Annotated in this window: 29 protein-coding genes and 1 tRNA gene; 17 read left to right on the plus strand and 13 right to left on the minus strand. The window is 51.3% G+C overall.

Annotated features, from left to right (window positions below; all coding sequences use genetic code 11):
* The first annotated feature begins 44 nt into the window (after positions 1–44).
* Both DFER_RS02305 and folE read left to right on the plus strand, forming a co-directional pair.
* The gene (locus DFER_RS02305; protein ID WP_012780084.1) at positions 45–461 is read left to right on the plus strand and encodes a 6-pyruvoyl trahydropterin synthase family protein; all 417 of its coding nucleotides are present in this window, start codon (positions 45–47) and stop codon (positions 459–461) included.
* On the plus strand, positions 421–1,110 hold the full coding sequence (folE, locus tag DFER_RS02310) for a GTP cyclohydrolase I FolE (RefSeq protein ID WP_041734652.1): 690 nt from the start codon (positions 421–423) through the stop codon (positions 1,108–1,110). Before DFER_RS02305 ends, folE begins: the two co-directional genes overlap by 41 nt.
* Positions 1,111–1,230: 120 nt before the next feature.
* Here folE and DFER_RS02315 read toward each other — a convergent pair whose 3' ends face one another.
* Positions 1,231–2,154 (minus strand): sugar phosphate isomerase/epimerase family protein, encoded by a 924-nt coding sequence (locus DFER_RS02315; RefSeq protein WP_012780086.1) that lies wholly within the window; start codon positions 2,152–2,154, stop codon positions 1,231–1,233.
* A 26-nt stretch (positions 2,155–2,180) separates the two neighbouring features.
* The gene (locus DFER_RS02320; protein WP_012780087.1) at positions 2,181–3,194 is read right to left on the minus strand and encodes a cation diffusion facilitator family transporter; all 1,014 of its coding nucleotides are present in this window, start codon (positions 3,192–3,194) and stop codon (positions 2,181–2,183) included.
* Between the two features lie 38 nt (positions 3,195–3,232).
* Between DFER_RS02320 and DFER_RS02325 the strand changes: the two genes are divergently transcribed.
* Positions 3,233–3,787: an NUDIX domain-containing protein gene (locus DFER_RS02325; protein ID WP_012780088.1), complete on the plus strand. Its 555-nt coding sequence runs from the start codon at positions 3,233–3,235 to the stop codon at positions 3,785–3,787.
* Position 3,788: 1 nt separating this feature from the next.
* A complete protein-coding gene (locus tag DFER_RS02330) occupies positions 3,789–4,403 on the plus strand; it encodes a LysE family translocator (protein ID WP_012780089.1) in 615 nt (204 codons plus the stop codon).
* 6 nt (positions 4,404–4,409) lie between these two features.
* Here the strand turns inward: DFER_RS02330 and DFER_RS02335 are convergent, their stop codons facing one another.
* Positions 4,410–5,975 carry a GH3 family acyl-acid amido synthetase gene (locus DFER_RS02335; protein WP_012780090.1) on the minus strand — a complete coding sequence of 522 codons (1,566 nt, stop codon included), beginning with the start codon at positions 5,973–5,975 and terminating at the stop codon, positions 4,410–4,412.
* Between the two features lie 13 nt (positions 5,976–5,988).
* Positions 5,989–6,756, minus strand: a complete 768-nt coding sequence (gene surE / locus DFER_RS02340) for a 5'/3'-nucleotidase SurE (RefSeq protein ID WP_012780091.1) — start codon at positions 6,754–6,756, stop codon at positions 5,989–5,991.
* Positions 6,757–6,875: 119 nt separating this feature from the next.
* Between surE and DFER_RS02345 the strand changes: the two genes are divergently transcribed.
* Positions 6,876–7,370 (plus strand): GNAT family N-acetyltransferase, encoded by a 495-nt coding sequence (locus tag DFER_RS02345; protein ID WP_012780092.1) that lies wholly within the window; start codon positions 6,876–6,878, stop codon positions 7,368–7,370.
* 5 nt (positions 7,371–7,375) lie between these two features.
* Here the strand turns inward: DFER_RS02345 and trhO are convergent, their stop codons facing one another.
* Entirely contained in the window at positions 7,376–8,362 is a 987-nt protein-coding gene (trhO, locus tag DFER_RS02350) for an oxygen-dependent tRNA uridine(34) hydroxylase TrhO (RefSeq protein ID WP_012780093.1), read from the minus strand.
* Positions 8,363–8,515: 153 nt separating this feature from the next.
* On the opposite strand from trhO, the gene DFER_RS02355 reads away from it, so the two are divergent.
* Positions 8,516–9,130, plus strand: a complete 615-nt coding sequence (locus DFER_RS02355) for a deoxynucleoside kinase (RefSeq protein WP_012780094.1) — start codon at positions 8,516–8,518, stop codon at positions 9,128–9,130.
* Between the two features lie 2 nt (positions 9,131–9,132).
* Here DFER_RS02355 and DFER_RS02360 read toward each other — a convergent pair whose 3' ends face one another.
* The 7 genes from DFER_RS02360 to DFER_RS02390 all read right to left on the minus strand — a co-directional run bounded on the left by DFER_RS02360 (position 9,133) and on the right by DFER_RS02390 (position 15,337).
* Positions 9,133–9,597, minus strand: coding sequence for a hypothetical protein (locus DFER_RS02360; protein ID WP_143828631.1), 465 nt, complete (start codon positions 9,595–9,597; stop codon positions 9,133–9,135).
* A 102-nt stretch (positions 9,598–9,699) separates the two neighbouring features.
* Positions 9,700–10,035 (minus strand): helix-turn-helix domain-containing protein, encoded by a 336-nt coding sequence (locus DFER_RS02365; protein ID WP_012780096.1) that lies wholly within the window; start codon positions 10,033–10,035, stop codon positions 9,700–9,702.
* A 250-nt stretch (positions 10,036–10,285) separates the two neighbouring features.
* A tRNA-Leu gene (locus DFER_RS02370) sits at positions 10,286–10,369 on the minus strand.
* 286 nt (positions 10,370–10,655) lie between these two features.
* Positions 10,656–12,332, minus strand: a complete 1,677-nt coding sequence (locus tag DFER_RS02375) for a PLP-dependent transferase (protein WP_041734654.1) — start codon at positions 12,330–12,332, stop codon at positions 10,656–10,658.
* A 334-nt stretch (positions 12,333–12,666) separates the two neighbouring features.
* The gene (locus DFER_RS02380) at positions 12,667–14,028 is read right to left on the minus strand and encodes a WG repeat-containing protein (RefSeq protein WP_012780099.1); all 1,362 of its coding nucleotides are present in this window, start codon (positions 14,026–14,028) and stop codon (positions 12,667–12,669) included.
* Between the two features lie 133 nt (positions 14,029–14,161).
* Complete coding sequence (locus DFER_RS02385) at positions 14,162–14,680, minus strand: cupin domain-containing protein (protein WP_012780100.1); 519 nt, start codon at positions 14,678–14,680, stop codon at positions 14,162–14,164.
* An 87-nt stretch (positions 14,681–14,767) separates the two neighbouring features.
* Positions 14,768–15,337, minus strand: coding sequence for a Crp/Fnr family transcriptional regulator (locus tag DFER_RS02390; RefSeq protein ID WP_012780101.1), 570 nt, complete (start codon positions 15,335–15,337; stop codon positions 14,768–14,770).
* A gap of 134 nt (positions 15,338–15,471) precedes the next feature.
* On the opposite strand from DFER_RS02390, the gene DFER_RS02395 reads away from it, so the two are divergent.
* Positions 15,472–16,647, plus strand: a complete 1,176-nt coding sequence (locus DFER_RS02395) for a PQQ-dependent sugar dehydrogenase (protein WP_041735734.1) — start codon at positions 15,472–15,474, stop codon at positions 16,645–16,647.
* 18 nt (positions 16,648–16,665) lie between these two features.
* Here DFER_RS02395 and DFER_RS02400 read toward each other — a convergent pair whose 3' ends face one another.
* Positions 16,666–18,600: a pectinesterase family protein gene (locus DFER_RS02400; protein WP_012780103.1), complete on the minus strand. Its 1,935-nt coding sequence runs from the start codon at positions 18,598–18,600 to the stop codon at positions 16,666–16,668.
* A 379-nt stretch (positions 18,601–18,979) separates the two neighbouring features.
* Between DFER_RS02400 and DFER_RS02410 the strand changes: the two genes are divergently transcribed.
* The 10 genes from DFER_RS02410 (at position 18,980) to DFER_RS02455 (ending at position 26,725) form a co-directional block, all read left to right on the plus strand.
* Entirely contained in the window at positions 18,980–20,182 is a 1,203-nt protein-coding gene (locus DFER_RS02410; protein ID WP_012780104.1) for an acyltransferase family protein, read from the plus strand.
* Positions 20,183–20,253: 71 nt separating this feature from the next.
* Positions 20,254–21,327 carry a serine hydrolase domain-containing protein gene (locus DFER_RS02415; protein ID WP_229206153.1) on the plus strand — a complete coding sequence of 358 codons (1,074 nt, stop codon included), beginning with the start codon at positions 20,254–20,256 and terminating at the stop codon, positions 21,325–21,327.
* A gap of 209 nt (positions 21,328–21,536) precedes the next feature.
* On the plus strand, positions 21,537–21,860 hold the full coding sequence (locus tag DFER_RS02420) for an ArsR/SmtB family transcription factor (protein WP_012780106.1): 324 nt from the start codon (positions 21,537–21,539) through the stop codon (positions 21,858–21,860).
* A 3-nt stretch (positions 21,861–21,863) separates the two neighbouring features.
* The gene (locus tag DFER_RS02425; protein WP_012780107.1) at positions 21,864–22,331 is read left to right on the plus strand and encodes an SRPBCC family protein; all 468 of its coding nucleotides are present in this window, start codon (positions 21,864–21,866) and stop codon (positions 22,329–22,331) included.
* 8 nt (positions 22,332–22,339) lie between these two features.
* The gene (locus DFER_RS02430) at positions 22,340–22,732 is read left to right on the plus strand and encodes a DoxX family protein (protein ID WP_012780108.1); all 393 of its coding nucleotides are present in this window, start codon (positions 22,340–22,342) and stop codon (positions 22,730–22,732) included.
* A 49-nt stretch (positions 22,733–22,781) separates the two neighbouring features.
* On the plus strand, positions 22,782–23,348 hold the full coding sequence (locus tag DFER_RS02435) for a DUF4256 domain-containing protein (protein WP_041735735.1): 567 nt from the start codon (positions 22,782–22,784) through the stop codon (positions 23,346–23,348).
* A 265-nt stretch (positions 23,349–23,613) separates the two neighbouring features.
* Positions 23,614–23,943: a hypothetical protein gene (locus tag DFER_RS02440; RefSeq protein WP_012780110.1), complete on the plus strand. Its 330-nt coding sequence runs from the start codon at positions 23,614–23,616 to the stop codon at positions 23,941–23,943.
* 6 nt (positions 23,944–23,949) lie between these two features.
* Complete coding sequence (locus tag DFER_RS02445) at positions 23,950–24,249, plus strand: hypothetical protein (RefSeq protein ID WP_012780111.1); 300 nt, start codon at positions 23,950–23,952, stop codon at positions 24,247–24,249.
* Entirely contained in the window at positions 24,239–25,879 is a 1,641-nt protein-coding gene (locus tag DFER_RS02450) for a PepSY-associated TM helix domain-containing protein (RefSeq protein WP_012780112.1), read from the plus strand. The genes DFER_RS02445 and DFER_RS02450 overlap by 11 nt, the downstream gene beginning before the upstream one ends.
* Positions 25,880–26,284: 405 nt before the next feature.
* Positions 26,285–26,725, plus strand: a complete 441-nt coding sequence (locus DFER_RS02455; RefSeq protein ID WP_143828633.1) for an SH3 domain-containing protein — start codon at positions 26,285–26,287, stop codon at positions 26,723–26,725.
* Positions 26,726–26,752: the final 27 nt, after the last annotated feature.

A 26,752-nucleotide genomic window follows, 5' to 3' on the forward strand; every position in this document is an offset into this window, starting at 1 on the left:
GTAACGACATTTAAGGCAAATTAAAATTTTAAGTGGTTTAAAATATGGTGCAAAACGTGGCGGTGTTTCGGAAGGAGCACTTTAATGCGGCCCATCGTCTTCATAATCCGGCCTGGTCGGATGAGCAGAACGAGGCGGTTTTCGGAAAGTGCAACAATCCCAGCTTTCACGGGCATAACTATGAACTGATCGTGCAGGTTACCGGCCCGCTAGACCCCGAAACCGGCTATGTGATGGACATGAAGCTGCTGAGCGCCATATTGAAGGAATCCGTTATCGACCGGTTTGATCACCGGAACCTCAATCTCGATGTGGAGGAATTTAAAACCCTTAATCCGACCGCGGAAAACATCGCGATCGTTATTTATTCAATTATAAGACCCAAAATTGACGCAGGTCTCGACCTGAAAATCAGATTGTATGAAACAGAACGGAATTTTGTCGAATATCCAGTCCGCTGAGGCGTTGGATGTTGAAGAGATTGGTGACGATCATTTGTTTTCAGGAATTGAGACGCCCCTTCGCCCCGATGCTTTTGCGATGGAGGATGAACTTAAAATGGAGCTCATCGAGAAGCATTTCCGCCATATCATGGAGATTATGGGCCTGGATATGACCGACGATAGCCTCAAAGGCACGCCAAAAAGGGTTGCGAAAATGTATATCAAGGAAGTTTTCAGCGGCCTGGACCCGAAGAACAAGCCGGCTGTTGCACTTTTTGACAATAAATATAAATATAACCAAATGCTCGTTGAGAAGGACATTTCGGTGTTTTCCAACTGCGAGCACCACTTTGTTCCGATTTACGGAAAGGCGCATGTAGCCTATATTTCGAGCGGAAAAGTGATCGGTTTGTCGAAGCTGAACCGCATTGTCGAGTACTTTTCCAAGCGCCCGCAGGTTCAGGAACGCCTCACCGTGCAGATCGCCAATGAGCTGAAACAGGCATTGCAAACCGAGGACGTGGCCGTCGTGATCGACGCGCAGCACATGTGTGTGCAGTCGCGAGGCATACGCGACTCCGGTAGCTCCACCGTTACCGCTTTTTATGGCGGAAAGTTCGAGGAAGAGGCGACCAAGAAGGAGTTTTTGGCCTATTTGGGAATGTAGGATGACATGACGTCCCACATTGAATTACAAAAATTCTGTACAAAAAATGGCTGATCAATTGATCAGCCATTTTTTGTAAGTCAACAATTGAACTCATTGACTTTAAACTCATAAACTCAACTATACAGTCGGTCCAACGCGTTCCAGCAATGCCTTGGTCGCTTTGATACCATCATATTCCGACAGCTTGCTTCCTTCGTATTCGATACCGGCGATGCCTTTGAAGCCTGCGTCCTTCACCACTTTCAGGATTTTCGCGTAGTCTGTTTCGATACAGTTCCCTTTTTCGTCGAAATCGTAAGTTTTGGCGCTCACACCTTTTGCGAAAGGCATCAGTTCTTTCGTGCCCAAATAGCGGTCGTAAGATTCGTCGCAACCATTAGCAGAACGTTTGATACAGAAATTGCCGAAGTCAGGCAGTGTACCTACGTTTTTCATATTCACCTGCTTCATCACGCCCGACAGCCATTTTCCGTTCGAAGACGATCCGCCGTGGTTTTCTACGATCACATTGATGCCGGTTTTGGCAGCGAACTCGCCCAGTTTGCCGAGGCCGTCGATCGCAGCTTTGGCTACTTCTTCGTCAGAACCCTTGCCGAATGCATTCACGCGGATCGTTTTGCAACCCAGGTATTTGGCAGCTTCCACCCATTTGTAATGGTTTTCAACGGCTTTGTTGCGCACGGCAGCATCCAGCTCGCCCAGGCCGCCTTCGCCGTCGATCATAATGAGGTGGTTGCTCACACCGTTATCCTTTGCTCTTTTAAGCAGCTCGGCCAGGTAAGTTTTATCTTCCGCCTTGTCTTTGAAGAACTGGTTTACATATTCTACGATCGAGATACCGAACTCTTTCTTAGCCAGTTCTGGGAAGTCGAGATTGGTGAGTTTTTTCGCGAAAAGAGCCTTGTGCAACGACCATTCGGCCAGTGAAATGTCAAACCAAAGCTTTTTGGCAGCCGGGTCGGCGAACAGATCGGTGAATGCAGTGGCAGCAAGCGCAGTGGCTCCGGCCTTTTTAAGGAAATCGCGACGGGAAAAGTCCATGATTGGTTAGAATTTAGATTTGATTATTATTCCTGGATATTGATTCTGGCTTCTCGGTACAGCTTCTCGTTTTTTGTGAGCTTGCCTGCATCCCACTCGATGTCCTGCACGAATGCGTGCTGACGGACCGGGCAGTTGTCGATCCTGCAAAAGTAGCAACATTGATAAACGCACGGATCGGCATGCACAAAAATTTCCGTTTCGCCCACTTGGGAGGCTTTCAGGATGTTTTCGAAATCGTGGATCGTTTCGTGTACTTTTTGGAGTTCCCAATAATAGGGTAATGTCAAATGGCAGTCGATGTGCAGGTCGGAGCCGTATTGCTGGGCGCGCAGGTTGTGCACGTCGATCCACTCGTCTTTTTTATTTTCATTCAAAACGTGGATCACCTTGTCGAGCAGCAGCTCGTCGCTGGCGTCCATCAAACCTGCTACCGATTTGCTTACTAATTGCGAGCCGCTGTAAGCGAGAAAAAGCCCGAACAGGAGCGAAGCAACGCTGTCGATCCAGACATAGCCGGTGAGCATGATCAGCCCCACGCTCAAAATCAGGACAACGCTGCTGATACTGTCGGACATCAGGTGCTTCCCGTCCGCAACAAGCGCCAGCGAATTGGCTTTGCGGCCTTCGGTGAGCAGCTTGTAGCCGATGGCCGTGTTCACTAAAATGGTAAAAAGTATGAATACCGATCCCTGCGCGAGATTCTGGATCGGGGAGGGGTCCATCAGCCTGTTAATGGCTTCCACCACGATAAAAATCGAAGCGATGATGATCAATGCGCCCTCGAAACCCGCCGAGAAAAACTCTACTTTGCCATGGCCGTACGGGTGGTTCCGGTCTTTGGGCTGCGACGAAAGATATACGCTGTAAAACGCGAAACCGCTCGCGATGACGTTGATAATGGATTCCAGCGCGTCGCTCAGGATGGCATTGGAAGAGGTCAGGTAGAATGCAAAAAACTTCAATCCCGTCAGCAGAATACTGGCTACAAAAGACAGCATGATGAGACGTTGTTTAAGCTTATTTTGGTTTATTTGCATTTGAGATTTGTCAATGAGGAGTCAAAAATACTAAGAAAATGCGGGTTATATCCACTGAAAATAACTGGAAAACACTATCGTCTGAAACCGTTTATGAGAATGCCTGGCTGGAACTCAGTCACCGTGACGTGATTAACCCCTCGGGCAACAAGGGCATTTACGGTTTGGTTAAATTCAAAAACCAGGCAATAGGCGTGATCCCGGTGGATGCCGACGACAATATCTATCTCGTGGGCCAGTACCGCTACGCGATCGACGAATATTCCTGGGAAATTCCGGAAGGCGGCGGGGCGCTCGATGCCGATCCGCTCGACGCCGCCAAGCGCGAGCTGAAAGAGGAAACCGGCTTGCTGGCCGGCAAATGGACCAAACTCGCCCGCATTCACACCTCCAACTCGGCAACTAACGAAGAAGGTTTCCTCTTCATTGCCGAAGAACTTACGCAAGACCAGGCCGAACCGGAAGATACCGAAGATTTGCAGGTATGGAAATTGCCCCTGAAAGAGGCAGTAGAAATGGTCATGCGCTCCGAAATCACCGATTCGCTTTCGGTAGCGGGCATTTTGATGACCGCCAGACTGAAAGGTATTTAATATGCTGCAAGCGCTATTGTATGGGACGCTGACGGGCGTCGCGTTGTGTCTTACATTCGGGACCGTATTTTTTTCATTAGTCCAAAACAGCGTCGATAATGGTTACCGAACCGGTATTAAAATCGCGTTCGGCGTGTTCATTTGCGACATTATCTTCGTTTTCTTCGCCATTTTCGGGACGGCGCTGCTGCCCGACATTCCGAATTTCCAGCAATGGATGGCCGGCGCGGGCGTATTTTTCCTCACGGCCCTCGGGCTAAGCAACATTATAAGAGGCCAGCCCCAGATCGCCGAACCGCAAACACGGTTTGGAAACTTCCTTTACTATTTCACCACCGGTTTTCTGCTGAATGGGTTGAATCCCGTGAATTTCATTAGCTGGGTCACCATTGCCTCGTACATCCGCACGAACCTGCATTATAATCTCAACCAGGTGCTTTTGTTTTTTACGGCGAGTGTGATTGCCGTGTTTTTGGTGGAAAGCGCTATCGCCGTTTTCGCGCACAGGCTCAAAAAGCTGTTCACGCCCAGAGTGGTCACGATATTTAACAAAGTGACAGGCGTGATTTTTATTCTCATCGCCTGTCAGATTGCTTATACCAATTTTTTGAAATAGGGGAAGTTATTGAATGTAACCCTCGGATTTCAGGAAGTTTTTCCAGTCCCCGATGAGGTCTTTCTTGAATACGCGCGGGAATTTGTTTTGTCCGCCCAGCTTCCCTTTCAGTTCCATCCAGCGATAGAATGCCTGGTTGGGCAGCACATTTACGAACACTTCTTTCAATGCGTGACGGCGCTCTACGGCGTAGTCGTCGTTCAGCTCGGCCAGTTTGGCGTCGAGTTTTTGTTTCAATTGTTCGGCATCCACATTCGATTCTTCCACACCTACATACCAGTCGTGTGCGAACAATGTGCCGTGATCGATGCCGCAAACGGTAAATTCTTTCACTGAAATGCCCATTTCCTGGGAGACGAGGTCGATCGCCTTGTTCATATTATCCACCGAAAGGTGCTCGCCGCAGAGGCTGAGGAAATGCTTCGTACGGCCCGTGATCACGATTTCGCCCCGTGCCTTGTCCATAATCCGAACGGTATCGCCGATCAGGTAACGCCACGCGCCCGAGCAGGTCGAAAGCAGCAGTGCATATTCTTTTCCTTCTTCCACCTGGTCGATCATCAGCGTCTCGGGATTCTCGAGCATTGCGCCGTCAGAATCGAAGTTTTTAGGGGTGAAAGGGATAAATTCAAAGAAAATACCGTTATCACACACCAACTCCATGCCTACCGCACCCGGCCTCGACTGGTATGCAATAAAGCCTTCCGACGCCAGGTAGGTATTAATGTAGATCATCGGCTTGCCGAGCAGCTTTTCAAACCCTTTGCGATACGGCTCGAATGAAACGCCGCCGTGCGCGAAAACCTGCAAATTCGGCCAGATTTCGTGGATGTTCTTTACATTATAATGCGCGATGATCTTTTCAAACAGCAACTGGATCCATGCCGGCACGCCTACCACGAAACCAATGTCCCATTCACTGGCCACTTTTGTAATTTCTTCCAGTTTCAGGCCCCAGTCGCGCTGCGCTGCTATTTTCTGGCCCGGTTTGTAATAAGGCCGAAACCAGCGCGGGATTTGCTGGATCTGAATGCCGCTCAAATCACCAGCCAGGCTGCCCGTTTCTTGCGGGTTCAGGTTCGTGCTGCCGCTGAGCATCAGGAAACCTTTTTCGTATAAATCGGGCGGAAGGTCCTTGTAATGGCCCAAGGACAAAATCTGGCGGATACTCGTTTTTTGAATGGCCTTCGTCATGGCTTTCGTCACCGGAATCGACTTCGAAGCCGCTTCGGATGTACCCGAGCTCAATGCATAATATTTCACCGTTCCCGGCCAGCACACGTCTTTCTCACCTTCGAGCGATTTGTGCCACCACTCGTTGAAGATCTTGTTATAATCGTAAACAGGCACCGTGCGCTTGTAGAGCTCGTAAAATGAGCCTTTTTCGCCGAAAAGGATGGAGGAAAGGAGCTCGTCGAAGTTATATTTCTCACCGAACTCGGTATATCTGGCTTTGGCCAGCAGTTTGGCCAGTGTTTTCTTTTGCTGCTGATGTAAACTTGCCTTGCGGCGGTTGGCCACAATGTTGCTGAAATGAATGCCTTTCTTTAATAAACTGCCTACTAATGCCATAGCTGTTGTTAAATTACAAATCCCAGGTCGATAGCTTTTTCAACGCTTCATACTCTGTCAGATCATATTGACATGGCACCACCGAGATGTAGTTGTTATCCAGTGCCCAGACATCCGTATCTTCTTTTTCCGTATCGAAATTCACGAAATCGCCGGCCATCCAAAGGTAGCCGCGACCGTTCGGGTCAACGCGGTAGTCGAATTTCTCCTGCCATTTGGCGTGCGCCTGACGGCATACTTTTACGCCTTTCAGTGCCAGGTCGGTTTTCGCAGGAATGTTCACATTCAATGCAATACCGTTTGGAATACCATTTTTCAACGCTTCCTCGGTGATCGATTTGATGAACGGGACGGCGTGGCTGAAATCCGCGTCTTCCCTGAAATCACAAAGCGAAAACCCGATGGCCGGAATGCCTTCGATCGCCGCCTCAATGGCCGCCGACATGGTGCCGGAATACAGCACGCTGATCGAACTGTTGCTGCCGTGGTTGATACCGCTCACGACGAGGTCGGGCTTGCGGTCCTGCAACACGTAGTTTTTCGCCAGTTTGACGCAGTCGGCCGGGGTCCCGGAGCATTCGTATTCGGTAACGCCGTCAAAAATATGGGTGGAATAAAGCCGGAGCGGTTCGCCGATGGTAATTGCATGCCCCATTCCCGACTGCGGGCTGTTCGGCGCGACTACGATTACTTCGCCCAGCGTTTGCATGATTTCGACCAGTGTTCGGATACCTTTTGACGTTATTCCGTCATCATTTGTAACTAAAATGAGGGGTTTCATATATTTCTACTTATCGGTTGCCTTTCTGCTTTCCTGCCGTCGTTCTGCCGATGAAGTATCGAGGTTTTTAAGTGAATAAATATTTACTTGCGCTTTTCAAGCTGCCAAATTTAAGCAATATGCCTTCATTCGCAACACTGCAAGCCTCGGTTGAGGACATACCAACTATTATTACAATTCAGGAAAAAACATGGGAACCCACTTACCGTGACATCCTTAGCCAGGAGGAGATCGACTATATGTTTGAAAAAATATATTCATCCGACGCCCTTGCGGAGCAAATGCACGCGGGCCAGCAGTTCCTGATCCTGCTGGATGGCGAACGGGCGGTTGGCTTTTCGTCGGTTTCCGAAGAAAAGGCCGGGAAGTTCAAATTACATAAAATATATGTGCTTCCATCCACGCAGGGCACCGGCGCGGGCAAATACCTTTTGCAGCAAACGGAAGATTACGTGAAGTCGATGGGCGGAACCGTGCTGTCGCTGAATGTGAACCGATACAACAGGGCCAGGACTTTTTATGAAAAAATGGGTTTCAGCATTGTCGACGAGCAGGATATCCCCATCGGCCCTTACTGGATGAATGACTACATCCTCGAAAAACCACTGAACTGAACCGGCTAGGCCGATTCAGTTTTCAGGGACAATTTCATCTTTTTGATATTCTTCTGCTGGCTTTTCAAACCCTGGATCGGGTGATAGTGGTTGCTGTTGACCACATAATAGCCGGTACCGTCGTAAGCGCGTTTGGCAGGGTGCGTCTTGCATTCTGCCGAGCAGGCGCCTTCCATTTCCCAGCCGCATTTTTCGCAAATGGGCAGGTGATTATTGCATTCGGGATTGGCGCAGTTCACCATGCGGTCGCACGGCTCTTCACAGACGTGGCATTTGGAGATCACCGTCGGATTTACCTTGTTCACATCCACGGTAATACGGTTGTCGAACACGTAGCATTTGCCGTCGAAATCCTCGCCGCCTTCTTCCAGTCCGTAGCGTATAATGCCACCGTGCAGCTGGTAAACGTCCTTGAAACCCTGATCCAGCAGGTAGGCACTCGCTTTTTCGCACTTAATGCCGCCGGTGCAGTAGGTAATGACCTTTTTATCTTTCAAATGCGCGATTTCGTGCACGTGGTCGGGCAGCTCACGCAGATTATGCATATCGAACGTGATCGCTCCCTTGAACTTACCCACTTCGTGTTCGTAATCCGAGCGCATGTCCACGAGCACCACGTCGGGGTCGTTGAGCATTGCTTTGAAATCGGCCGGTTCGAGGTGCTTGCCTGTGCGTTCGAGCGGGTTCACGGGAAGGTCGGAGTTCACGATTTCGTCCTTCACACGCACGTGCAGCTTCTGAAACGCAATGTGATCGGACTCCTCCACTTTGAACTGAACACCTGCAAACCGTGCATCGGAGCGGACGTAGTTCATGTATGCGTCGCATTGCTCCGGCGTGCCTGATACGGTGCCATTCAGCCCCTCAGGCGCGACGATAATGCGGCCCAGCAGGTTGTTTTCAACACAAAACAGGTGATGCTCATCGCGGTAGGTGTCGGGATCGGCGATGGGCGTGTAATAATAATATAGGATAACCCGGTAAGGTTTCATAATTCGCTTCTTTTCTCCAAATCAGCCGCAAATATACGAATAATGCAAGTTCTAAGAAAATGCGGAAAATCAGTTTTGCAACTGACCGGTTATTCCCCGAAATACATATTTTTGCACGGAACGCATTCTACTACTCAACCATCCTGATTTCTTATGCACATCGCTATTATCGGCAATATCGGCGCCGGCAAAACCACCTTGACCCAGATGCTGGGCGAATATTTCAAATGGGAAGTGATGTACGAGGCGGTGGAAGGAAATCCCTATCTGGCTGATTTTTACCAGGATATGGATCGATGGGCTTTCAATCTGCAAATTTATTTTTTGAACAACCGGTTTGCACAGGTGCAGAAAATCCGCGAAACGACCTATGCCACCATCGTTCAGGACCGGACCATTTACGAGGATGCCTACATATTTGCCCGCAACCTGTACGAATCCGGCGTGCTTGTGGAGCGCGATTACCAAACATACCTCCTCCTGTTCGAATCCATCATTCGCACCGTGTCGCAGCCCGATCTGCTCGTTTACCTCAAAGCCGACATTCCTAAACTCGTTTCGCAGATCAAAAAACGCGGCCGCGACTTCGAATCCGATATTTCGACCGAGTATCTGACTAATCTCAATCACTATTACGAAGATTTCGTGCGGAATTACGAGGACGGCAAGATCCTGGAAATAGACGTTAATAACATGGATTTCGCGTCCAATCCGGATGATTTCAACCACATTGTTTCATTGCTCAACAAGGAACTGTTTTACGTGTAGGATTAATGCATGCAGGCGATCGCCTTGTTGACCAATGCATTTTTCTGAGCGTCGACGTTGAAAACCTTCGTGTCCTCGGGCAGCATCACCTCGATTTTTGTGACGGTCTTCATTTTTTCCAGCTCCTTCGGCGTAACGGGGGCGGCGAGGACGAAAATGGGTTGCCAATTGCTGCGATCGTTGGCGGCGGAGTAGAGTGAAAACCTTCCCTGGGGCGTCCAGAAACGGATTTCGATGAACATCTGCGTGTAGTAAACCAGCCCGATCCGCTCGTTGTGGTAGCTGAGAATGCGTTCGCCGCCCGTCCGCGAGAGCGTCAGGTATTCCTTTTTGTCCGCAAGCTGGATTGTGTGATAATGTACTTTTTTGTGATTCGACGGGCTGATCATCTCTTTGCATTGGGCGAAACAGCTACTGCCGCCTCCCGCCAGCAATCCGACCACACCCAGCATAAAAGTACACTTCATGCAGAGGGCGTAATTCAACACTTTCTAGGTTTTCGGGGTTATTCAAACGTTTGTAAAGATACTCGCAGCATTTGTAGAATGCAATAGGAGGGCGGTAAATGACTATTTTACCCGTCGCTCTTCGGCCAGCTGTTTGTAAACGTCGCCCAGCTCGTCTTTGAGCTCCCGGATCTTCGCTTCCAGCTTCTCGACTTCGTTTTTGTGCACAAGATCTTTCATGTATCGCACCACTTCCGGGTCGCCCTCGTAGCCAAACAGCCAGTTCGGGTCGATGCCCAGTTCCCGGATGATAATGCCGACGGCGGCGGAGGGCAGCGTCTGTTCGCCGGTCATGACTTTACTCATTTTTGAATGCGACAGGTGCACGAGCCTGCCGATGGAAGTGGGCGTGAGGCTATGAGCCCTCAGGATAGCGTGGATGCGTTTAACGTCGATCATTTAGCCAGGTTCCGATTTGCGGTGTGTGATAAAAAATTAAAGAACGTTGCTATTGGACAACGGCACATTCCAGATGCTTCGCCTATCTGTTATGAACGTGCTACTGCTGCGAAGCATTCATGTAAATATAACAAAAGTAAAGCTGAATGCGGAGGCTGCCGCCGGGGACTTCGCGGAAAATACCCACGCCCGCGTGCCGTAAGGGAATAAAAAAAGTGCGTTGGTTTGATCCAACGCACTCATTAAACTGTGACCAGAAGGAGAGTCGAACTCCTATACCCGAACGGGCACTACCCCCTCAAAGTAGCGTGTCTACCAATTCCACCACCTGGCCGTCAATTGTGATGCAAAAGTAGCATTTAAATGATACAACGCAACATTTGGCCAGTGATTTTTTTGAGGAAATATGGCCGGTTAAGCAAAAAAATCTTCGCATTTGCGCATTTTGGTCGTAGTTTCGCGGCTCCTAATGCGGGTAGTGCCCGGCAGATCAGCGAGTTCAGCCTGTGACATTCACGGGCTCATCCATATCGAAGATTTTTAGATTTAGTAATTAGCATAAAAGCCCTGGCATTGATCCAAGGCTTTTTATGTTCATGACCGATACGTTTGACCGGCTGCTAGGTCGACAATGGCCGTCCCGCAGGAATGTTGATCCGCTGGCGGTTGCTGGGGAAGGTCGCTTTCTTAGCCGTGAACTTCGCATTGATATACTCCACCATGTCGATTTCGCCGGTAATGGTTTCGCCGCTGAGCTTCCCGTGGAATGTCATCACCACATTGTCGCCCGGCGCGCTGTAACGGCTCTGGAAGCGCACGTCGTCGCCGTCGATATTGCCGAACAGCTCGCGCGTCGCGAATTCGCCCTTGTGGGTTCCGTAAAGGTAGTTTCCATCCTGCCGCTCGATGATGAAAGTATGCTTGCTGGTGCTGGTATAAAACTCGATGTCCACATCCCAGCGGCCCGCGATCTGGGCGGTGGGCGCTTTCATGGCCGTTTCGGCTTTGGGCGCGCTGCGCTTGCGGGTAAGGATTTCGCGGATGCGCTCGGCCACGATTTTGTCGTTGCCGGGGCCCATCATGTACGCCGCAACGGTAATGGACGTCGTAGGCGGGCCGGATTGCGCCGCAGCCTGGCCTCTGCGATAGCCGGTTCCAACCGCCACGCGCGGCTTGGTGGTTTGCAGCTCGTCGGCTACTTCCTGGCCGGTAATGTTCAGTTTGGTGGGGTCCCAGGTGACGGTGAGCGTTGGTGTGGCATTGTCCAGTGCGCCTTCTTTCGGCTCACGAACGTCCAGCTGCACGCTTGGGATGCCATTCAGTTTGCCCGAAATGGTATTCAGCCACGAAACCCACATTTTCATCTCCGCCTTATGGTCGCGGGTGGCCCATGCTTCCACGGCGGCGAGCATGCCTATCATTTCCTCGCGACCTACTTTATTGTTCCGGCAGGGGCCGTGGTGCGGCGCGCTGGCCTGCCATGCCGACATAAGTACATCTTTACTGCCCAGCAAAAGTCCTGCGCATTGCGGCCCGCGGATGACCTTTCCGCCACTGTAAGCCACCACGCTTGCACCGGCTGCCAGGTGAATGTTCGGAATCGTGAGGCGCTCCGCCGCGGCATCCACGAGCAGAGGTACACCTGCCGGTTTGGCGATATCGGCCACACTTTTGACGCTCCACGGCTCTTCGCCGGGCATCATGTAAATCATCGCCGTGCGCGGTGTGATCGCTTTTTTCAATTCCTCGATCGTTTCTATGGTAATGATTTTAACGCCGATATTACGGATCGCGTGGTCATATACGTTGCGCGATGAGCGCGGGATAATCACCTCCGTTTTCTCAAAACCTTCCAGGTTAGGAATGCGGATCAGTTTTTCGGGGTTACCGCCCGCTATAATGCCTGCCGTGACCTCGTTCATGCCCGCAGCGCAGCCAGAAGACACCATGCCCCATTCGGCACCGGTGATCTCGGCCAGGCGCTGGCCTACGCCGAAGGCCAGCTCGTCGATCTGTACATTATATTGGCAGGCATATTCCATCGCTTCGCGCACCTCCGGCAATTCGATCGACGCTCCGATAATGGTGAATGTCCCCCGGCAATTGATAATCGGTTCCACACCGATCGACTGATAGATTTGCGGTCCCGGCTTCAACGGGCCCGGCGCCGATACGGCTGCTGCGGCTTTCTGAAACCATTTCGGCTTGCTGCTTTCGGCAAATGCTGCCGACGTGCTCAGCACACCTCCCGCGAGCGGAATCATGGTGAGTTCTTTGAGAATTTCTCTGCGTTTCATTGGTGTTAAGGTATGGGGGTTTTGAATGGTTAAGGGGTTTTGGCAAGTAAAATGGCACAGACCTGGTCAGGCGCTGTCAAGCATCGCCCGATGTTGTCATAAGGATGCGTTGTTCGGATTGAAATACCCTTTTTTGAAATAAATATCTTTCTGAAAACGCTGTCGAACACCAGCCGCACGACCGGCATCCGCGGGCAGCCTGCCTACAAGGTGAGGACAAAAAAGCCAACACAAAACCCCCATCTCGCCCCGACAAATATTTCGCTGATTCCTAAATCTTTAAAAGCGAAACGCAGGCTGCTTTTACGCGGCTCGCCAGGAATTTTACACTCGCCTATTTCTTTGCCTTTCTAGCCAGGCGTCCTTTGAGCATTTTCTGGTAAAGCAGATTGTTCAGCCAAATGAAGATCAGCACCGCGATGATGATAAATACCGCATTCAGTTTGTAAGAAAACCCTGCGAACGTCTCTTTGCCATCGAGCGAAAGCTCAAACCGGAGCCACGAACGTTCCACGGTAGTGATTGGGTGATCAAACGGCAATGCTTCGTCGTAGATGATTTTGGTAATGAACCGGCCGGTGGTATCCATATAGCCGTATTTGTCATCGATGCGGATCATCGAGATGCCGTGGTTGTAGTAGGAGGCGAAGTCGTATTTCAGCGGCGTGCGCACCTTGCCGGATTTGTCGATATGCCCGAATTTGCCGTTAATGGCCACCGCCGAGCGGTTTTCGGCAGTGAAACCCGTAGCTTCGTCGTAAAGATGTTGGATGCGCAGCTTCCCGGTTTTGTCGATACAGCCCCATTTGCCGTTCTTTTTGACCCAGAACAGGCCGTTGGTCGGCTTGCGGGTGTCGGTGTATTCAAATGGCACGATGAGGTCGCCGGTGAATGGACTGATGTAGCCGAACTTGTCGCCGTATTGCACGCGTTCCATGCCCTGGCCGGAGTATTTGTATTCAGGGTCGATGTCGTCCAGTGCCACCGGCACTTTCAATATCATGTTTTTATCGATAATGCCGTATTTGCCCTTGTAATTGAAATGGTAAATGAGCTTCGAGGCTTTGATTTCCTTTTCGATAAACCGGCTGAAATTGAAGTTCAGCGTAAAGAAGTCCATTGGCCTTTGTATCCACCATAACACATCCTCTTTCGTGTCCTGGTTGCAGAGAAAGTCAACATCCGAATCCTTGATCAGGTAATGATTGGCATAATGGTGAATGGGAATACGGTAGATTTCCTTGCCCGTGAGATCGATGTAGGACAGCCCGTAATGCTTGCCCGACGGGTAAATGACCCATGTTTTCCCGTCCCGGAAGCGGTCGGTGGACGTGTATTTGGGCTCAATCACGATTTTTCCGCGCTTGTCGATGAAGCCGTGCAGGCCGTGGCCTTTCGCATCGAGCTCCATCGGCACAAATTCGGCCAATCCCTCCGCAAAATCGCCGATGTCGCGGTATGCCGGTGTAAGTTTCCGGCCGTTTTTATCGGTAATGAATGTCTCGTATGACCGGCAGGGAATGCTCACTTTTTTCACGACATAGATATCGTCGTATTCCCGGTATTCTTTGTACTCTTTTAGCCAGGGCTTGTTGCCGGGGGCTTTGCTGCCCGCAGGCTTCGTCTGAGCCGCGGCCCAGGCCGATTGTAACAGGAAGAATAGGAGTGTTATGTTAAAAAAAGTCGGTCGAAGCATTCAAAAACGCAGGTTTCGGGTTAGTCGGCGCCACTGCGGAGCATTGCAGGCATCGCCCGGAACGCAGCAGGCATTCAATTTCAACCTGCAAAAAACAAAAAGTTGACAGGAATAGCGACTTTCCGCGATGTTATTATTTTGGAATGCCGGTCGGCAGCATATTCTGCACGTCCACCGGAAAGCTGTCGTACTTTTGGTAAAGCTGCAAATATTTCGCCGGATCGATCACCGGTTCGGTCAGTATCGATTTCAGTCCGTGGAAAAAGCCTTCCCGTTTCTGGCCGGGGTTGAATATCAGGTTAATAACCACCTCATGGCCCGACTGATTCGAAAACCCGTGCGCGGTCATGCGCGGCACATACACCACCGCGCCCTCGTGCGCGGGCACGGGCCCACTGGCCAGGTCGATCGTCAGGGTGCCTTTGCGGACGATGAATGTTTCGTCCATAAACCGGTGGTAATGCAATTTCGCGCCAATGGTGGCAGGGGCCATTCTGATCTCATAAACGCCAAGCTGGTCGTTTGACATGTCGCTTGTCACCTTTAATGTAATGCTGTTGCCGCCGATCGCGAGCACTTCGCCTTCACCAGGCGCAAATATAACGGCCTTGTTTTCAATGGAATCGGTGAGAAAATCCGTTTCATTTTTCATAGCATTTGTCATGGTTTTGGTTTGAACAAGCCAAATGTCGGGCAAGCCGGGGCCGAAAACATTTACAAATGTTGAGACTTCAAAAAATCACATTTCCGCACGGATGCGGCTGAGCTGGGTAGGGGTAACGCCCAGGTACGAGGCGATCTCGTGCTGTTTGAGCCGCGGTTCGAGATTGGGGTAGTCTTTCAGGAAATTGATGTAGCGCGTTTTCGCATTATCGTACCGGAACGAAATTTCGAGCGGTTCCTTTTCAATGATCCAATGGAGCTCCATGTAGCGGATGTAAAACGCGGCAAGGTCGCGGTGCCGCTCGGTAAGTGCCTTGAAGTCGTAGAAATTGTATTCCAATGTCTCCGTCGGTTCCAGCGCACGGATGGCAAAAATGCTGGGAGAATGCGTCAGCATCGCAGGCAAAGAGCCGGCGAAATGGTTTTCGGGGAAAAACTTTTTAACAACCATATCCCCGTCCGGCGATGCATAATACTGCGAAAAAAGCCCCCGCACGACAAATGCGACATTTTTCGGCGTCTTTCCTTCCTTCAAAAAGTACTCACCTTTCGCATAGGAACGCGGCCGGACCAGCTTCGCCAAATCATCCATCGCCTCTTCCGAAAGCGATCCATAAGTGGCAAACTTCGCAAGAAGCTGTTCCATGTGGTTTTAATGTTTTTGGGGAAGATAATGCATTGGTTTTTCAAAACCTGCGGGCAGTAAATCTGAAATCGATCCGACTTGTAAACCCGGCGGCAGGTTTGCGGCCGTTTGCTAACTCCAAAACCAGATTGGCCATGAAACGTTGCATGATAAGCGGTCTCGCCGCGCTGGCGCTGCTCATTACTCTTAATGCGTCGAAGCCGCATCGGCCAGGGCCGGAAGCGGCGGCGGTGAGGGTGGTAGAGGCATTTCCCAAGCTGCATTTCGATTATCCCGTCGATCTGACGCACTCCAACGACGGTACTAACCGGCTTTTTGTGCTGGAACAGGAGGGGACCATCCGCGTTTTCGCGAATGCGGCATCCACTTCCACGTCGAAGGAGTTTTTGAATATCAAAAAGCTCGTCAGCTACGGCGGAGAAGCGGGGCTGCTGGGGCTCGCGTTCCATCCCGATTACAAAACCAATGGCTACTTTTTCCTGAATTATACCACCAAAGTGAATGGGAAACTGGAAACGGCGATCGTCCGCTACAAAGTGAGTGCCACCGACCCGGACAAGGCCGATCCCGCCAGCGCAGCGGTGCTTTTTACGTTCGATCAGCCGTTTGATAATCACAATGGCGGCGCGGTGAAGTTTGGGAAAGACGGCTACCTCTACATTTCAACCGGCGACGGCGGCAGCTGGGGCGACCCGAGCAACAACGGCCAGAACAAAAGTGCCTGGCTAGGCAAAATCCTCCGCGTAGACGTGAATAGCAAAACGAAAGGTAATTATGGCATACCGGCTGATAATCCTTTTGCTGGAAACAAGGAAGGATTCAGGGAAGAAATTTATGCGTATGGCTTGCGCAACCCGTGGCGGATCAGCTTCGACGACGCTACGAATACCCTCTGGACAGGCGACGTAGGCCAAAACAAGCGGGAGGAGATCAATATCATCGTGAAAGGCGGCAACTACGGCTGGCGCTTGAAGGAAAGCATCGATTGCTACAACCCGAAACGCGATTGCGGAGCACAGGGGCTCATCGACCCCGTGCTGGACCTTCCCCAGGCCAACGGCGAGCATTCGGTGACGGGCGGATTTGTGTACCGCGGTAAAGCGGTGCCGTCGCTCGAAGGTAAGTATGTGTTCGGCGATTACGTGAGCGGCCGCATTTTCGCGCTGGAAACGGCAAATGGGAAGGCGGTAAAAAACGATATCATCGCCGAAGGAGCAGGGCAGATTTCCGCATTCGGAACCGATCAGTCGGATGAGCTGTATATCTGCAACCACGGCTCAGGGAAAATACTGAAATTGTCCGGCCGGTAACATTCTCCGGCCGGATTGCTATTTCTTTCCGCTTGTGGATTTTGGGTTTAACACCTTATCCAAAAAACCGGAAATAGTGGCTAGCGTAGGCTCAAACCACGGATCAAAAAACATAAATGTGTGCGGGGCATCAGCGAATGTCCGTACCTCGCTGTATGTGCCGAATGCATTCAGTTTTTGAATAAAATCCTCCCGCCCGGCATGCATCCGGTCCACAGAGCTGTTGATAAACAGAAAAGGCGGTGTTTGAGCGGTCACGTGCGTGAGCGGCGAGGCCTCCTTCCAAAGGTCGGGGCGCTCGGTTTTGGGATAACCAAACCAGTAAGTAGCGGCAGAAACAGACCGGGAATCGTTGCCTTCGCCCGATTCGGGGTGGATGAACGCCAGAATGCCGTCAATGTCGACCACCGCCTGCACCGTGCTGGATGGCTTTTCTTCACCGCGCTCGCCTTCAAATTGTCCATTCCCATTTGTGGCACCTATAAAAGCGGCCAGTTCTCCGCCGGCCGAGAAACCCATTATGGCAATGCGGGCGGTATCAATGCCGTATTCCTGAGCATTGGTGCGCATCCAGCGCACGGCAGCTTTAAGGTCGTGAATGGCGGCGGGGTAGAGGGCTTGCGTGGACAGGCTGTAATCGGCTGTAATACAGACGTAACCTTTCGCGGCGAGCTTGCGTGCGAGGTGGGTGTTGTGCGTGCGGTCGCCCGAGCGCCAGCCACCACCGTGTACCATGAGAACGGCCGGGTGGCGCGTTTTACCCTTTTTAGCAGGCTTATAAATGTCGATCAGCAGCTGCTTGTCCATCGGCGTGGTGCGGTAGGGCACCTGGCGTATCTCCTGCACCGAAGCCGGTCTGGGCGCGTCTGCAATGCGGATGTCGGGGCGTCGGGGGTGTTCCTGGCGGTAGGAGCCCTTCACGGAAAAGCTCGTGTCGGGTACGCCGGAGGGCTGCAAACGAAGCTTGCGGCCCGGTGTCCATCCCGAAAGTATATGGTCTATCGTGTATTGCTCCCTTTCGCCGGCGGTCAGTTGCTTTGTCCAGGGTGCACGTGCCTGGGCGTTGGCACCCGGGCCTGTGCTGTTGTATTCGGCGTAGAATGCGGTTTTTTCCTTTTCGGGGAACATGTTATCGCCTTTCCAGGGGTCCCAGCCTGCGGGCACGATGTGCGCGCCCATTTCGGTGTCTATGAAAACGGTTTTGGCAAAAGGCCTCCACGGTCGGCCCAGGTATACTTTGGTGGCTTCGCCGGCTGCGGTGAGTTTGCAGTTGAAAAACACGTAGCCGAATGCCTGTTCACTGGTTGTGGAGGCGGCGGTGATGTAGGAGTTGGTGAGACTGTGGATGGTGCAGTTCTGAAAAACGGCCGTCGCTTCACCGAAAATGAAGTCGGTGGTGCCGGTGATAAGGCAGTCGCGGAAGAAATTCCGGCCGTTCTTGGAGGTATAGAGCGTATCCTGGTTGCCGAGGATGCGACAATTGAAAACTTCGATCCGGTCGCCCTCGGTCGCCAATGCAACCGCTTGACCCACACGGCCTGCGGTGTTTTCGATGGTCAGGTTTTGAAGGGTGCAGTCGTTGGCCTGCACGAGCACGGTGTATGAGGTGTAGGTGCTAAACTTCGCATTACCTGTAAAATCGCGGCCGGGAAAGTCCTTGCCCGAAAAGTCGTTGTTTGTAATAATGGTATGTTCGGCGCTTTCGCCGATGAGTGTGATATTCTTTTTCCAGGCGGGTATCACCAGTTTTTCACGATAAGTCCCGCTTTTAATGCGTATCGTGGCGCGGATCTGCGAATGGTCGCGTACGGCATTCACCGCTTCCTGTATCGTTTTGAAATCGCCGCTGCCGTCCTGCGCAACTACGAATTGCTGCTCAACGGCCTGTACCTGAGCGCGGACGGTGAAATGGATGAGCAACCATAGCAAGAGCTGACCGGTTTTCCTGAACATAAATCAAAGGTTTGTTTATCCATGCAGTAAGGCAGTGGCACGCTTCACCGCAAACATTTGAAATATTATTTTACTGTTATTTTTTATTCACATTATATCAGATGTCGTGTAAAGACGAAAAATTGCTTTGCCGATAAATCATCCCGTGGATAGCAATGTGCAACACCGTTAGGTAAATTCGTGTCCCGTTTTTAGAACACCTTTCCTGAGAAATCGCTTTGATTTTGTGATAAATAGCGGAATTAATGACGCTGGTGCTGGTATCGATTTGTCCGCCGTTCGGTAAAAGACAGTTTTTGTTTACTACTTTTAATGACATTTTAATAATTGTTCGATTAGTTGCCGGTTCTAAATTAGCAATCACACACCCCTTCATTCTATGGTAGAAAGCTTTACCAAACCAAAAACAAAAGCTTCGAAGTCGACAGACCGCATTTTTGGACTTGACCTCATGCGCGCATGTTCAATTGTGATGGTGTTCCTGTCGCACTCCATGCCGCTCAACCCCCTGGATGCGCATTTCCCGTTTGGCTGGCTGGGCCTGGGTGTGGAAGCGTTTTTCGTGCTGAGCGGTTACCTGATCGGCCGCATTATCCTGCGTACCGTTCTCGAACCTGGCATCAGCTGGCAGGCCGTAAAGGTTTTCTGGGTTAACCGCTGGCTGCGCACGTTACCGGCCTACCTCTTCGCGCTGGGCATATATTATTGCTTTTATTCCGACATGCGCAACATCATTTTCTACGTCTTTTTTGCGCAAAACCTGCTCACGCCGGCGCAGGGATTTTTCCCGCATTCGTGGAGCCTCGCCGTCGAAGAATGGTTTTACCTCACTTTTCCGCTGGCATTGCTGGCCATTGCGGGCATTATGGGCCGGAAAGGGACCCGGTTCCGTATTTTCCTCACCAGCATTGTTGTGTTTCTGGTCGTTGGCATCATTACCAAATCCATTTACCATTGGATGTACCATCAGGACATGTTTACGCAATTGCTCAACAAAAAACTGCTGATGCCCAGCTGGAAAACGTTCGTTCCGCCCTCGGGCGACTGGGATGGCATGCGCAAAATGGTCATGTTCCGGATCGACGCCATTGCCTATGGATGTTTAGTTGCGTATGTACTGGAAAGGTGGGACCTTTCGCATAAGGTGCGCGTGTGGCTGCTGGCACTGGGCGGGATGCTCTTGCTGCTGTGCTTTCAGATTATCCAGCATACAATTGCGGGGGGGCAGATCAATTATTACGTGGATGTAATGCTGCTGCCGCTTTTCTGCGTGACTTTCGCTTTAATGCTGCCCTATGCGGTGGCGTGCCCGCGGCCGGGGAATGCATTGGTGAAAATCGTTACGAGTATAAGCCAGACGTCCTATTCTTTTTATCTGATGCATTTCCTGGTTCTCGACTTCGTCATCAAATGGTACGAAAAGAACCTCGGAACCGTGGCCGGGTTGCAATGGGCCGTGTTTCTGGGTACGTATTTTTTTATCTATTTAATCGCTTATTTAATGTACAAATTCGTAGAATTACCGTTTATGAATTATCGTAAAAAACTATTTCCGAATTCCGTGCACGTCAGCAGATCATGAAACAACTGTTTACCTTAGTTTTTGTTCTTCTTGCGGTTTTTTCTTGCGGACAAAAGAATACCCCTCAGCCATTGCCCGATGACCCAAACGACGGGATCGACACGGGTTGTAAAACTTGTGCCGGCAGCGGTTTTTCAGAACTCGATTCAACGCCCATTCCCATTGCCGACCGAGATATCAGGAGTATTTTCTTTCAGGATGGCGAGGCAGGCAACCTGCCCAATCTTTCGCCGTACAAATACCGGAACCGCCTCGATTTTTACAACTTCCTGAAATCGCACGCGAAAGATTACGATAACGACCTGATGGTGTACATCGGTCGCCGCGATACGACCGAGTTTTGTTTCCGGCAGGGGAAATACAATGCGGATACAAAGCTATCGATCATGTCAGCCTCGAAGGCTGTGACGGCCGCGGTGATCATGAGCATTGTAGAGTCGGGGAAGCTTACGCTGGACGACAAGGTGAGCAAATACATTCCTTCTTTCAACAACGAGAAGAAAGAAATTACGATCCGGCAGCTGCTCTCGCACACGTCGGGGATTGTGGTGGAATCGCGGTTTGACAGCCGCCGCGACCTCACACTCGCCCAGAATATCGACAGCATTGCCGTTCGCACGCAGCTGCTTTTCACGCCGGGCAAGCAGGCGCTTTACGGCAGCGTGAGCTACGGCGTGGCGGCTCGGGTGGCCGAGGTGATCGAGAAGAAAACCTGGGCACAGATATTCCAGGAGCGGATCGGTTCGAAATGCGGGATGAAAGATGTGGTATACAGTCCCGAACACCCGCTGAACCCGGAGCCGGGCTATGGGATCATTTGCTCGATGAACGAATACCTGCGCTTTCTCACGATGATTTACAACAAGGGAACCTACAATGGCGTGCGCATCCTTAAAGCGGAGTCGATAGCGATTATGGAGCAGGATAATACCAATAAGGTTGACCCAACCTATGGCCTGGGCCTGTTCCGGTATGAGATCCAGAACGGCGTTTCCACGGAGGTGGCCTGCCTGAGCGCCCGCGGCGTACATGCCTGGGTGAACCGTTCGAAAAACTATTACGGGCTGATCTTTACGCAGGCCGGTTTTGAAAAAACGATTTTGACCAACCTGGCTTTCAGGGACCTGGTGCGCCGGAAGCTGTGAGGGCGTAAAGCTATTGCTGAGACTTTTCAGTAACATGATTATAGGCAAAAGGGCCGTCTGCATTGATGCGGGCGGCCTTTTGCTGTTGTGGCATTGGACGCGGTTCGAGCAGAGTTTTTGGAGTTTTTTGGAATAATTTATAAAAAATACGGCCGAAAATTTGCGTAGTTAAGTGACTACATATAAATTTGTAGCCAAATAACTACGCAATGAACCTGAGACGAGATGTTTTCCAAGCCATAGCAGATCCGACCCGCCGGGCGATCCTGCTTTTACTGGCCTCGCAATCGCTTACGGCGGGAGCGATTGCCTCGAACTTCGATACGGCCAGGCCGACGGTGTCCCGCCATCTGGCCATCCTGACGGAATGTGAGCTGCTGAAACAGGAGCAAGCCGGCCGGGAAGTCCATTACCACCTCAATCCCGACAAAATGAAGGAGATCGCCGAGTTTATCGAGCCGTTCAGGAAGATGTGGGACGACCGGTTTAATGCATTGGAATCCATTATGAAAAACTATCAATCCAAAAAATAGCCGATGGAACGGAAAACGAAAATCAATGCTGAAAACGGCCGGCAGGACCTGGTGATCACCCGGGAATTCGACCTGCCGCTCGACCTGCTTTTCAAAGCCTATGTGGAGCCGGAAATCGTGGAGCAGTGGATGGGGACCAAAGTGGTGAAACTGGAATGCAAACCGCACGGAAGCTGGCGTTTCGAAACGTCGGACCGCCAGGGGAATGTCGTGCTCCGTACCAATGGCGTGATCCATGATTTCGTGCCGGGACGCAAGATTACCCGCACCTTCGAAATGGAAAGTACGCCGTTTCCGGTTCAGTTGGAATTCCTGGAATTTGAGTCGCTGACCGACACGACAAGCAAACTGACGATGCAGATCGTGTACCGGTCGGTGGCCGACAGGGACGAAATGCTGAAACTGCCATTCGCGCAGGGCATCAATATGGCGCACAACAGGTTACAGGAGGTTGCCAATCAATTGAAATAAAACAGGTTATGGAAAAGAGAAACCGGATCATCTACTGGATTTTTACGGCATGGCTCGCCCTTGGAATGACTTCGACGGGCGTTGTGCAGCTCATGAAAATGGAAGAGGAGGTGAAAATGTTCGCGCACCTCGGCTACCCCGAATACCTGCTGACGATCATCGGCGTATGGAAAATTCTCGGCGTGGTGGCAGTACTTATTCCCGGCTTTCCACTTCTTAAAGAGTGGGCTTACGCGGGCTTTTTCTTCTGCATGTCGGGCGCGATCGTTTCGCATATTGCGCTGGGCGATCCGATCGGCCAGGTGGCGCCACCGCTGCTACTGCTTGTTCTGACGGGGATTTCCTGGTATTTCCGGCCCGCAGCCCGGAGAATGGAGCCAGTGAGGCCGGCCGGTTTTTAATGGAACTATTTGAAAGCATTAACAGATACACATCCAAAAAATGAATGCTATGAAAAACGACAAAAAAGAACTTTCGGCAGAGGGCCGCGACGAGCTGCTCGCCACCCTGAAAGCGCGTTTCGAAAAAAACAAAGCCCGCCACGAGGGCATCCGCTGGGCCAACGTGGAAGCCCGCCTCGAAGCCCGCAGCGAGAAATTATGGACGCTCGACCAGATGGAACTGACCGGCGGCGAACCCGACGTGATCGGTTTCGACAAGCAGTCGGGCGAGTACATCTTCTGCGACTGCTCGCCGGAAAGCCCCAAAGGTCGCCGTAGCCTGTGCTATGACCGCGACGCGTGGAATTTCAGGAAAGAAAACAAACCGGAAAACACCGCGCTCGACGTGGCTGCTGAAATAGGCATTGAAATACTCGACGAGGAAACCTACCGCCATTTGCAAACGTTGGGCAAATTCGACCTGAAAACGTCGAGCTGGATTAAAACGCCGGCCAACATTCGCAAACTGGGCGGAGCGGTGTTCTGCGACCGCCGGTACGACACCGTTTTTTACTACCATAATGGCGCCGAGTCCTATTACGCAGCGCGGGCCTTCCGCGGAACGCTGCGCGTGTAGCCATTCCATTCGAATAGCAACAGCCCGTCACAATCAAGTGCGGGCTTTTTTTGTGACCTCCGCCGTGGCCTGACGTCTCCGAACTACGCATTTGTCACCTCCATTTTCTTTTTTCTTCAATCCGGCGATTTCGTGCAGCGGAATTTTACAGTTTCTCCTATATTTGCAAAGTTTTATTTAAACTAATTACAAATAAAAAACTGTAAGCAATTTATAACCAATTATTCAGGCCGCGGATGGTATCGTGTGCCTGTTGCATTACCCTATGTTTAGTACGATTTGCCTCTTATTTCTGGTCGGGTTCATGTTTTGGATGAACACCTCGACCCGCGTTTCCTGGCCCGATAAAAACCGGTTGATGGTTTCTGTTGCTTCTAACCCGTTGTACAGCAGGGTTATGGCCGGCGCATTGTTCCTGGCGGGAACGGCTTTGTGTGTTGCATCCCTGGGTTTGGGCAGCGGTTTGTTTGCGGCTGTCGTGATCCTGATGACGGCGGGATCGGTTTCGGTGCTGTTTTTCCCATTTCGCTACTTCGGTTCGGGCGCGGTTGCGATACTATATCTGTGTGCGGTAACCCTCGAACTTATCATTTAATAAGATATGCCTGCCAATAAGAAGTATTTGACCAAATCGCCCCGGCTGCGACTGAGCAAGATCCTCGCCGGGAGCGTGGGCGGTTATGCCGTTACCATGAGCCTGCATTTGTTTTTCACCACATTCCTGCCGAAAGAAAATGTGATTATTACGGCCTATTTCACGGGTTACATCCTGTGGGCGTGCCTGCTCCTGTACGCATTTGTGGCAACGAATGTGTGGCGTGTGTGGGGACTTTACATTCTGCTCACTGTTGTGTTTGCCCTGCCTTACCTACTGAAATTCAACCTAAATCATGGATCCTAGGAAGTATAATATCTATTTTCATACGCATACCATCAGCGGGATCATCATTGCGGCCCTGCTGTATGTGATATTCTTTGCCGGCTCTTTTTCTTTCTTCAAAGACGATATCGCGGCGTGGCAAAAGGGACGGTCCGAAGTGGCCCGCGATTTTGATCCACCCTACAACCACCTGCTCGATTCGCTGTCGCAGCATTATAACCTCCGCGGCCGGAATTTCAACTTCTATTTGCTGCGGCAAGGCCAGGGAAGCTATGTGGACATGAGCGTATCACAGGACACGACCGTGAGCAAGCCGAAACCCAAGCCCCAAAAGGAAGAACGCAGAAGGGGCAGAGGGAGACGGGACAATGACGATTCGGCCTACTTCCGCTACCATTTCTCCGACAAAAAAGCCGGTGATTATTCCGACAGTTACGACATGGCCGAATTCCTCTACCGCCTGCACTTTCTGGCGCAGCTCAACCAGGTAGGGATCAATATCGGAACGCCGTTCGGTTACCTGGTGGCCGGGATCGTCGCATTTCTGTTCCTTTTTGCGCTCATTACGGGTTTGCTGCTGCATTGGGACAAGATTAAAACCAATTTCTTCCTGTTCAGGCCGATGAGCAAATGGAAGACCGTCTGGACCGACATGCACACCGTGCTGGGCGTGATCGGCTTTCCGTTCCAGCTAATATTTGCTGTGACGGGCGTGGTCCTGATTGTCAACTACGTACTCCTGACGCCATTCGCGAACCTGCTTTACAACGGCGACAGCGACAAACTGTACGAGAGCCTGCAATACAACCGCAGCGTGAAGGTGGATTACACCTACAAGCCGATGAACGGCACGTTCGATATGGACGCCATGGTGGCGCGTTGGCAAAATGAATGGAAGGACAGCCAGATTACCCGCATTTACATCCGCAATTACATGGATGAAAGCATGCAGGTGAGCCTCGAAGCCAAGCCGAACCCCAACGCAAACTTCGCCGGCTCCGGCTATGCGACGGTGCATGTGCCCAGCGGCAAAGTGCTGGAAGAGAAATCACCCAACGCAGGCGGCAATTATATCGATACGGTGAAAAGCCTGGTATATCATCTGCATTTCGGCGACTTCGGCGGCACGCCATTGCGGATCGTGTTCTTTTTGCTGGGGCTAATGGGCTGCGCCGTCATCATTTCGGGCATTATGATCTGGCTCGTAGCACGCGACAAAGTTGCGACGGAGCTGCGGAAGCGTAAATTCAACTTCTGGGCGAGCAACTTCTTCCTGTCGGCCTGCCTGAGCATGCTCCCGGTCACGGCATTCACATTTATCATGATCAAAACGCTCACGCACGTGGACCAATCGGTGATTTACAACACCTACTTTTACAGCTGGCTGGTGCTGGGCATTTACCTGATGGCCCTGCGCAACCTCCCGCAAATGAACCGCCACACGCTGCTGCTTTCCGCGGTCCTCTGCACAGGCGTACCCATCGCCAACGGCATGGCCACGGGCCTCTGGATGTGGACGACATGGAGCCAGGGCGCTTTCGATATATTTTTTATAGACGCATTATTCCTCGTGCTGGCGGGCTGTTCGGCATATGCGTACACGCGGGTGAATGTGCAAGCGAAGCCTTTTCAGGTGTTGGGGAGAGCGTAGGGGTGAGGGGCTTTTTGGAGATGAGGGAGGGGCGAGAGCCTCTCCCTTTTTTTGTGCGTAGTGACCGGATAATAAGATTGTTATCGATTGCAGATAGTGAAAAACTAATGAGTCGATTTTTTTCTAACTTGTTACAAGTATTTCGCAACTATCATCCGTACCTCCTCCTGACAGCAATGCGGACTCCGGCGCAACGGAGGGAGCTTGGTATGATGGGTACGTATACTCAAATGCGGTTATGTTTCGGTGCGCTTCATAACAAATTGCTAATTCCCTCACGGCTGATCAATGGCCGGCTATTGTGATCGTCATTAAACCCTAAAATTGTTCAACAATGAGCATTATTGACACGCCGTACAATACGGAATCCAGGATTCCGTGCTTGCTATCAAAAGGGGTAAACTGGTGTCTGACAGACTTCTTTCCAACGGCTTGATCAGCAAAACGTGGCTGTCGATGTCAATGGGATTCCGGGGAACAAAAGAGGCGATCAGGAAAGGGAACTACCAATTACTGCAACGCGCGCCTGCCACAACATTGTGCGGCTTGGGCGTCGATTTTAATGAGGCCAATCCGGTAGATCCCGATTTTGGTGCCTTCACAATTGATGACGACCCGGTAGACGGCGCGTTGGAGCCGGTACTGCAAAACAGGTATATAGTAATCGCGCGGAATGGCTTACGGCTAAGGGAAGGCCCCGGCACGCAGTTCGAGGTAATAGGGAGCATGAGGCCCGGACAGGTGATCTTTGCAACAATCACCATAGACGGCTGGGCACGGGTAGATGTGGAAGGGGACGGCCTGATCGACGGCTTTGCGTCCGCAGATTTCCTGCAAAGGACATAATGCATGCCGGTAATTTTTGAAACCATC

The sequence above is a fragment of the Dyadobacter fermentans DSM 18053 genome (assembly GCF_000023125.1).
GTDB lineage: Bacteria > Bacteroidota > Bacteroidia > Cytophagales > Spirosomataceae > Dyadobacter > Dyadobacter fermentans.

What these genes read in the sequence shown, in the direction of transcription:
- DFER_RS02355 (WP_012780094.1), top strand. Translation starts at nt 8,516, where the DNA reads ATGCACATCGCTATTATCGGCAATATCGGCGCCGGCAAAACCACCTTG.
- DFER_RS02410 (WP_012780104.1), top strand. Translation starts at nt 18,980, where the DNA reads ATGGTAGAAAGCTTTACCAAACCAAAAACAAAAGCTTCGAAGTCGACA.
- DFER_RS02400 (WP_012780103.1), bottom strand. Translation starts at nt 18,600, where the DNA reads ATGTTCAGGAAAACCGGTCAGCTCTTGCTATGGTTGCTCATCCATTTC.
- DFER_RS02330 (WP_012780089.1), top strand. Translation starts at nt 3,789, where the DNA reads ATGCTGCAAGCGCTATTGTATGGGACGCTGACGGGCGTCGCGTTGTGT.
- DFER_RS02430 (WP_012780108.1), top strand. Translation starts at nt 22,340, where the DNA reads ATGGAAAAGAGAAACCGGATCATCTACTGGATTTTTACGGCATGGCTC.
- DFER_RS02445 (WP_012780111.1), top strand. Translation starts at nt 23,950, where the DNA reads ATGCCTGCCAATAAGAAGTATTTGACCAAATCGCCCCGGCTGCGACTG.
- DFER_RS02320 (WP_012780087.1), bottom strand. Translation starts at nt 3,194, where the DNA reads ATGCAAATAAACCAAAATAAGCTTAAACAACGTCTCATCATGCTGTCT.
- DFER_RS02385 (WP_012780100.1), bottom strand. Translation starts at nt 14,680, where the DNA reads ATGAAAAATGAAACGGATTTTCTCACCGATTCCATTGAAAACAAGGCC.
- DFER_RS02305 (WP_012780084.1), top strand. Translation starts at nt 45, where the DNA reads ATGGTGCAAAACGTGGCGGTGTTTCGGAAGGAGCACTTTAATGCGGCC.
- DFER_RS02375 (WP_041734654.1), bottom strand. Translation starts at nt 12,332, where the DNA reads ATGAAACGCAGAGAAATTCTCAAAGAACTCACCATGATTCCGCTCGCG.
- DFER_RS02450 (WP_012780112.1), top strand. Translation starts at nt 24,239, where the DNA reads ATGGATCCTAGGAAGTATAATATCTATTTTCATACGCATACCATCAGC.
- DFER_RS02425 (WP_012780107.1), top strand. Translation starts at nt 21,864, where the DNA reads ATGGAACGGAAAACGAAAATCAATGCTGAAAACGGCCGGCAGGACCTG.
- DFER_RS02440 (WP_012780110.1), top strand. Translation starts at nt 23,614, where the DNA reads ATGTTTAGTACGATTTGCCTCTTATTTCTGGTCGGGTTCATGTTTTGG.
- DFER_RS02335 (WP_012780090.1), bottom strand. Translation starts at nt 5,975, where the DNA reads ATGGCATTAGTAGGCAGTTTATTAAAGAAAGGCATTCATTTCAGCAAC.
- DFER_RS02365 (WP_012780096.1), bottom strand. Translation starts at nt 10,035, where the DNA reads ATGATCGACGTTAAACGCATCCACGCTATCCTGAGGGCTCATAGCCTC.
- DFER_RS02325 (WP_012780088.1), top strand. Translation starts at nt 3,233, where the DNA reads ATGCGGGTTATATCCACTGAAAATAACTGGAAAACACTATCGTCTGAA.
- DFER_RS02420 (WP_012780106.1), top strand. Translation starts at nt 21,537, where the DNA reads ATGAACCTGAGACGAGATGTTTTCCAAGCCATAGCAGATCCGACCCGC.
- surE (WP_012780091.1), bottom strand. Translation starts at nt 6,756, where the DNA reads ATGAAACCCCTCATTTTAGTTACAAATGATGACGGAATAACGTCAAAA.
- DFER_RS02360 (WP_143828631.1), bottom strand. Translation starts at nt 9,597, where the DNA reads ATGAAGTGTACTTTTATGCTGGGTGTGGTCGGATTGCTGGCGGGAGGC.
- DFER_RS02345 (WP_012780092.1), top strand. Translation starts at nt 6,876, where the DNA reads ATGCCTTCATTCGCAACACTGCAAGCCTCGGTTGAGGACATACCAACT.
- DFER_RS02390 (WP_012780101.1), bottom strand. Translation starts at nt 15,337, where the DNA reads ATGGAACAGCTTCTTGCGAAGTTTGCCACTTATGGATCGCTTTCGGAA.
- DFER_RS02395 (WP_041735734.1), top strand. Translation starts at nt 15,472, where the DNA reads ATGAAACGTTGCATGATAAGCGGTCTCGCCGCGCTGGCGCTGCTCATT.
- DFER_RS02315 (WP_012780086.1), bottom strand. Translation starts at nt 2,154, where the DNA reads ATGGACTTTTCCCGTCGCGATTTCCTTAAAAAGGCCGGAGCCACTGCG.
- DFER_RS02380 (WP_012780099.1), bottom strand. Translation starts at nt 14,028, where the DNA reads ATGCTTCGACCGACTTTTTTTAACATAACACTCCTATTCTTCCTGTTA.
- DFER_RS02435 (WP_041735735.1), top strand. Translation starts at nt 22,782, where the DNA reads ATGAAAAACGACAAAAAAGAACTTTCGGCAGAGGGCCGCGACGAGCTG.
- trhO (WP_012780093.1), bottom strand. Translation starts at nt 8,362, where the DNA reads ATGAAACCTTACCGGGTTATCCTATATTATTATTACACGCCCATCGCC.
- folE (WP_041734652.1), top strand. Translation starts at nt 421, where the DNA reads ATGAAACAGAACGGAATTTTGTCGAATATCCAGTCCGCTGAGGCGTTG.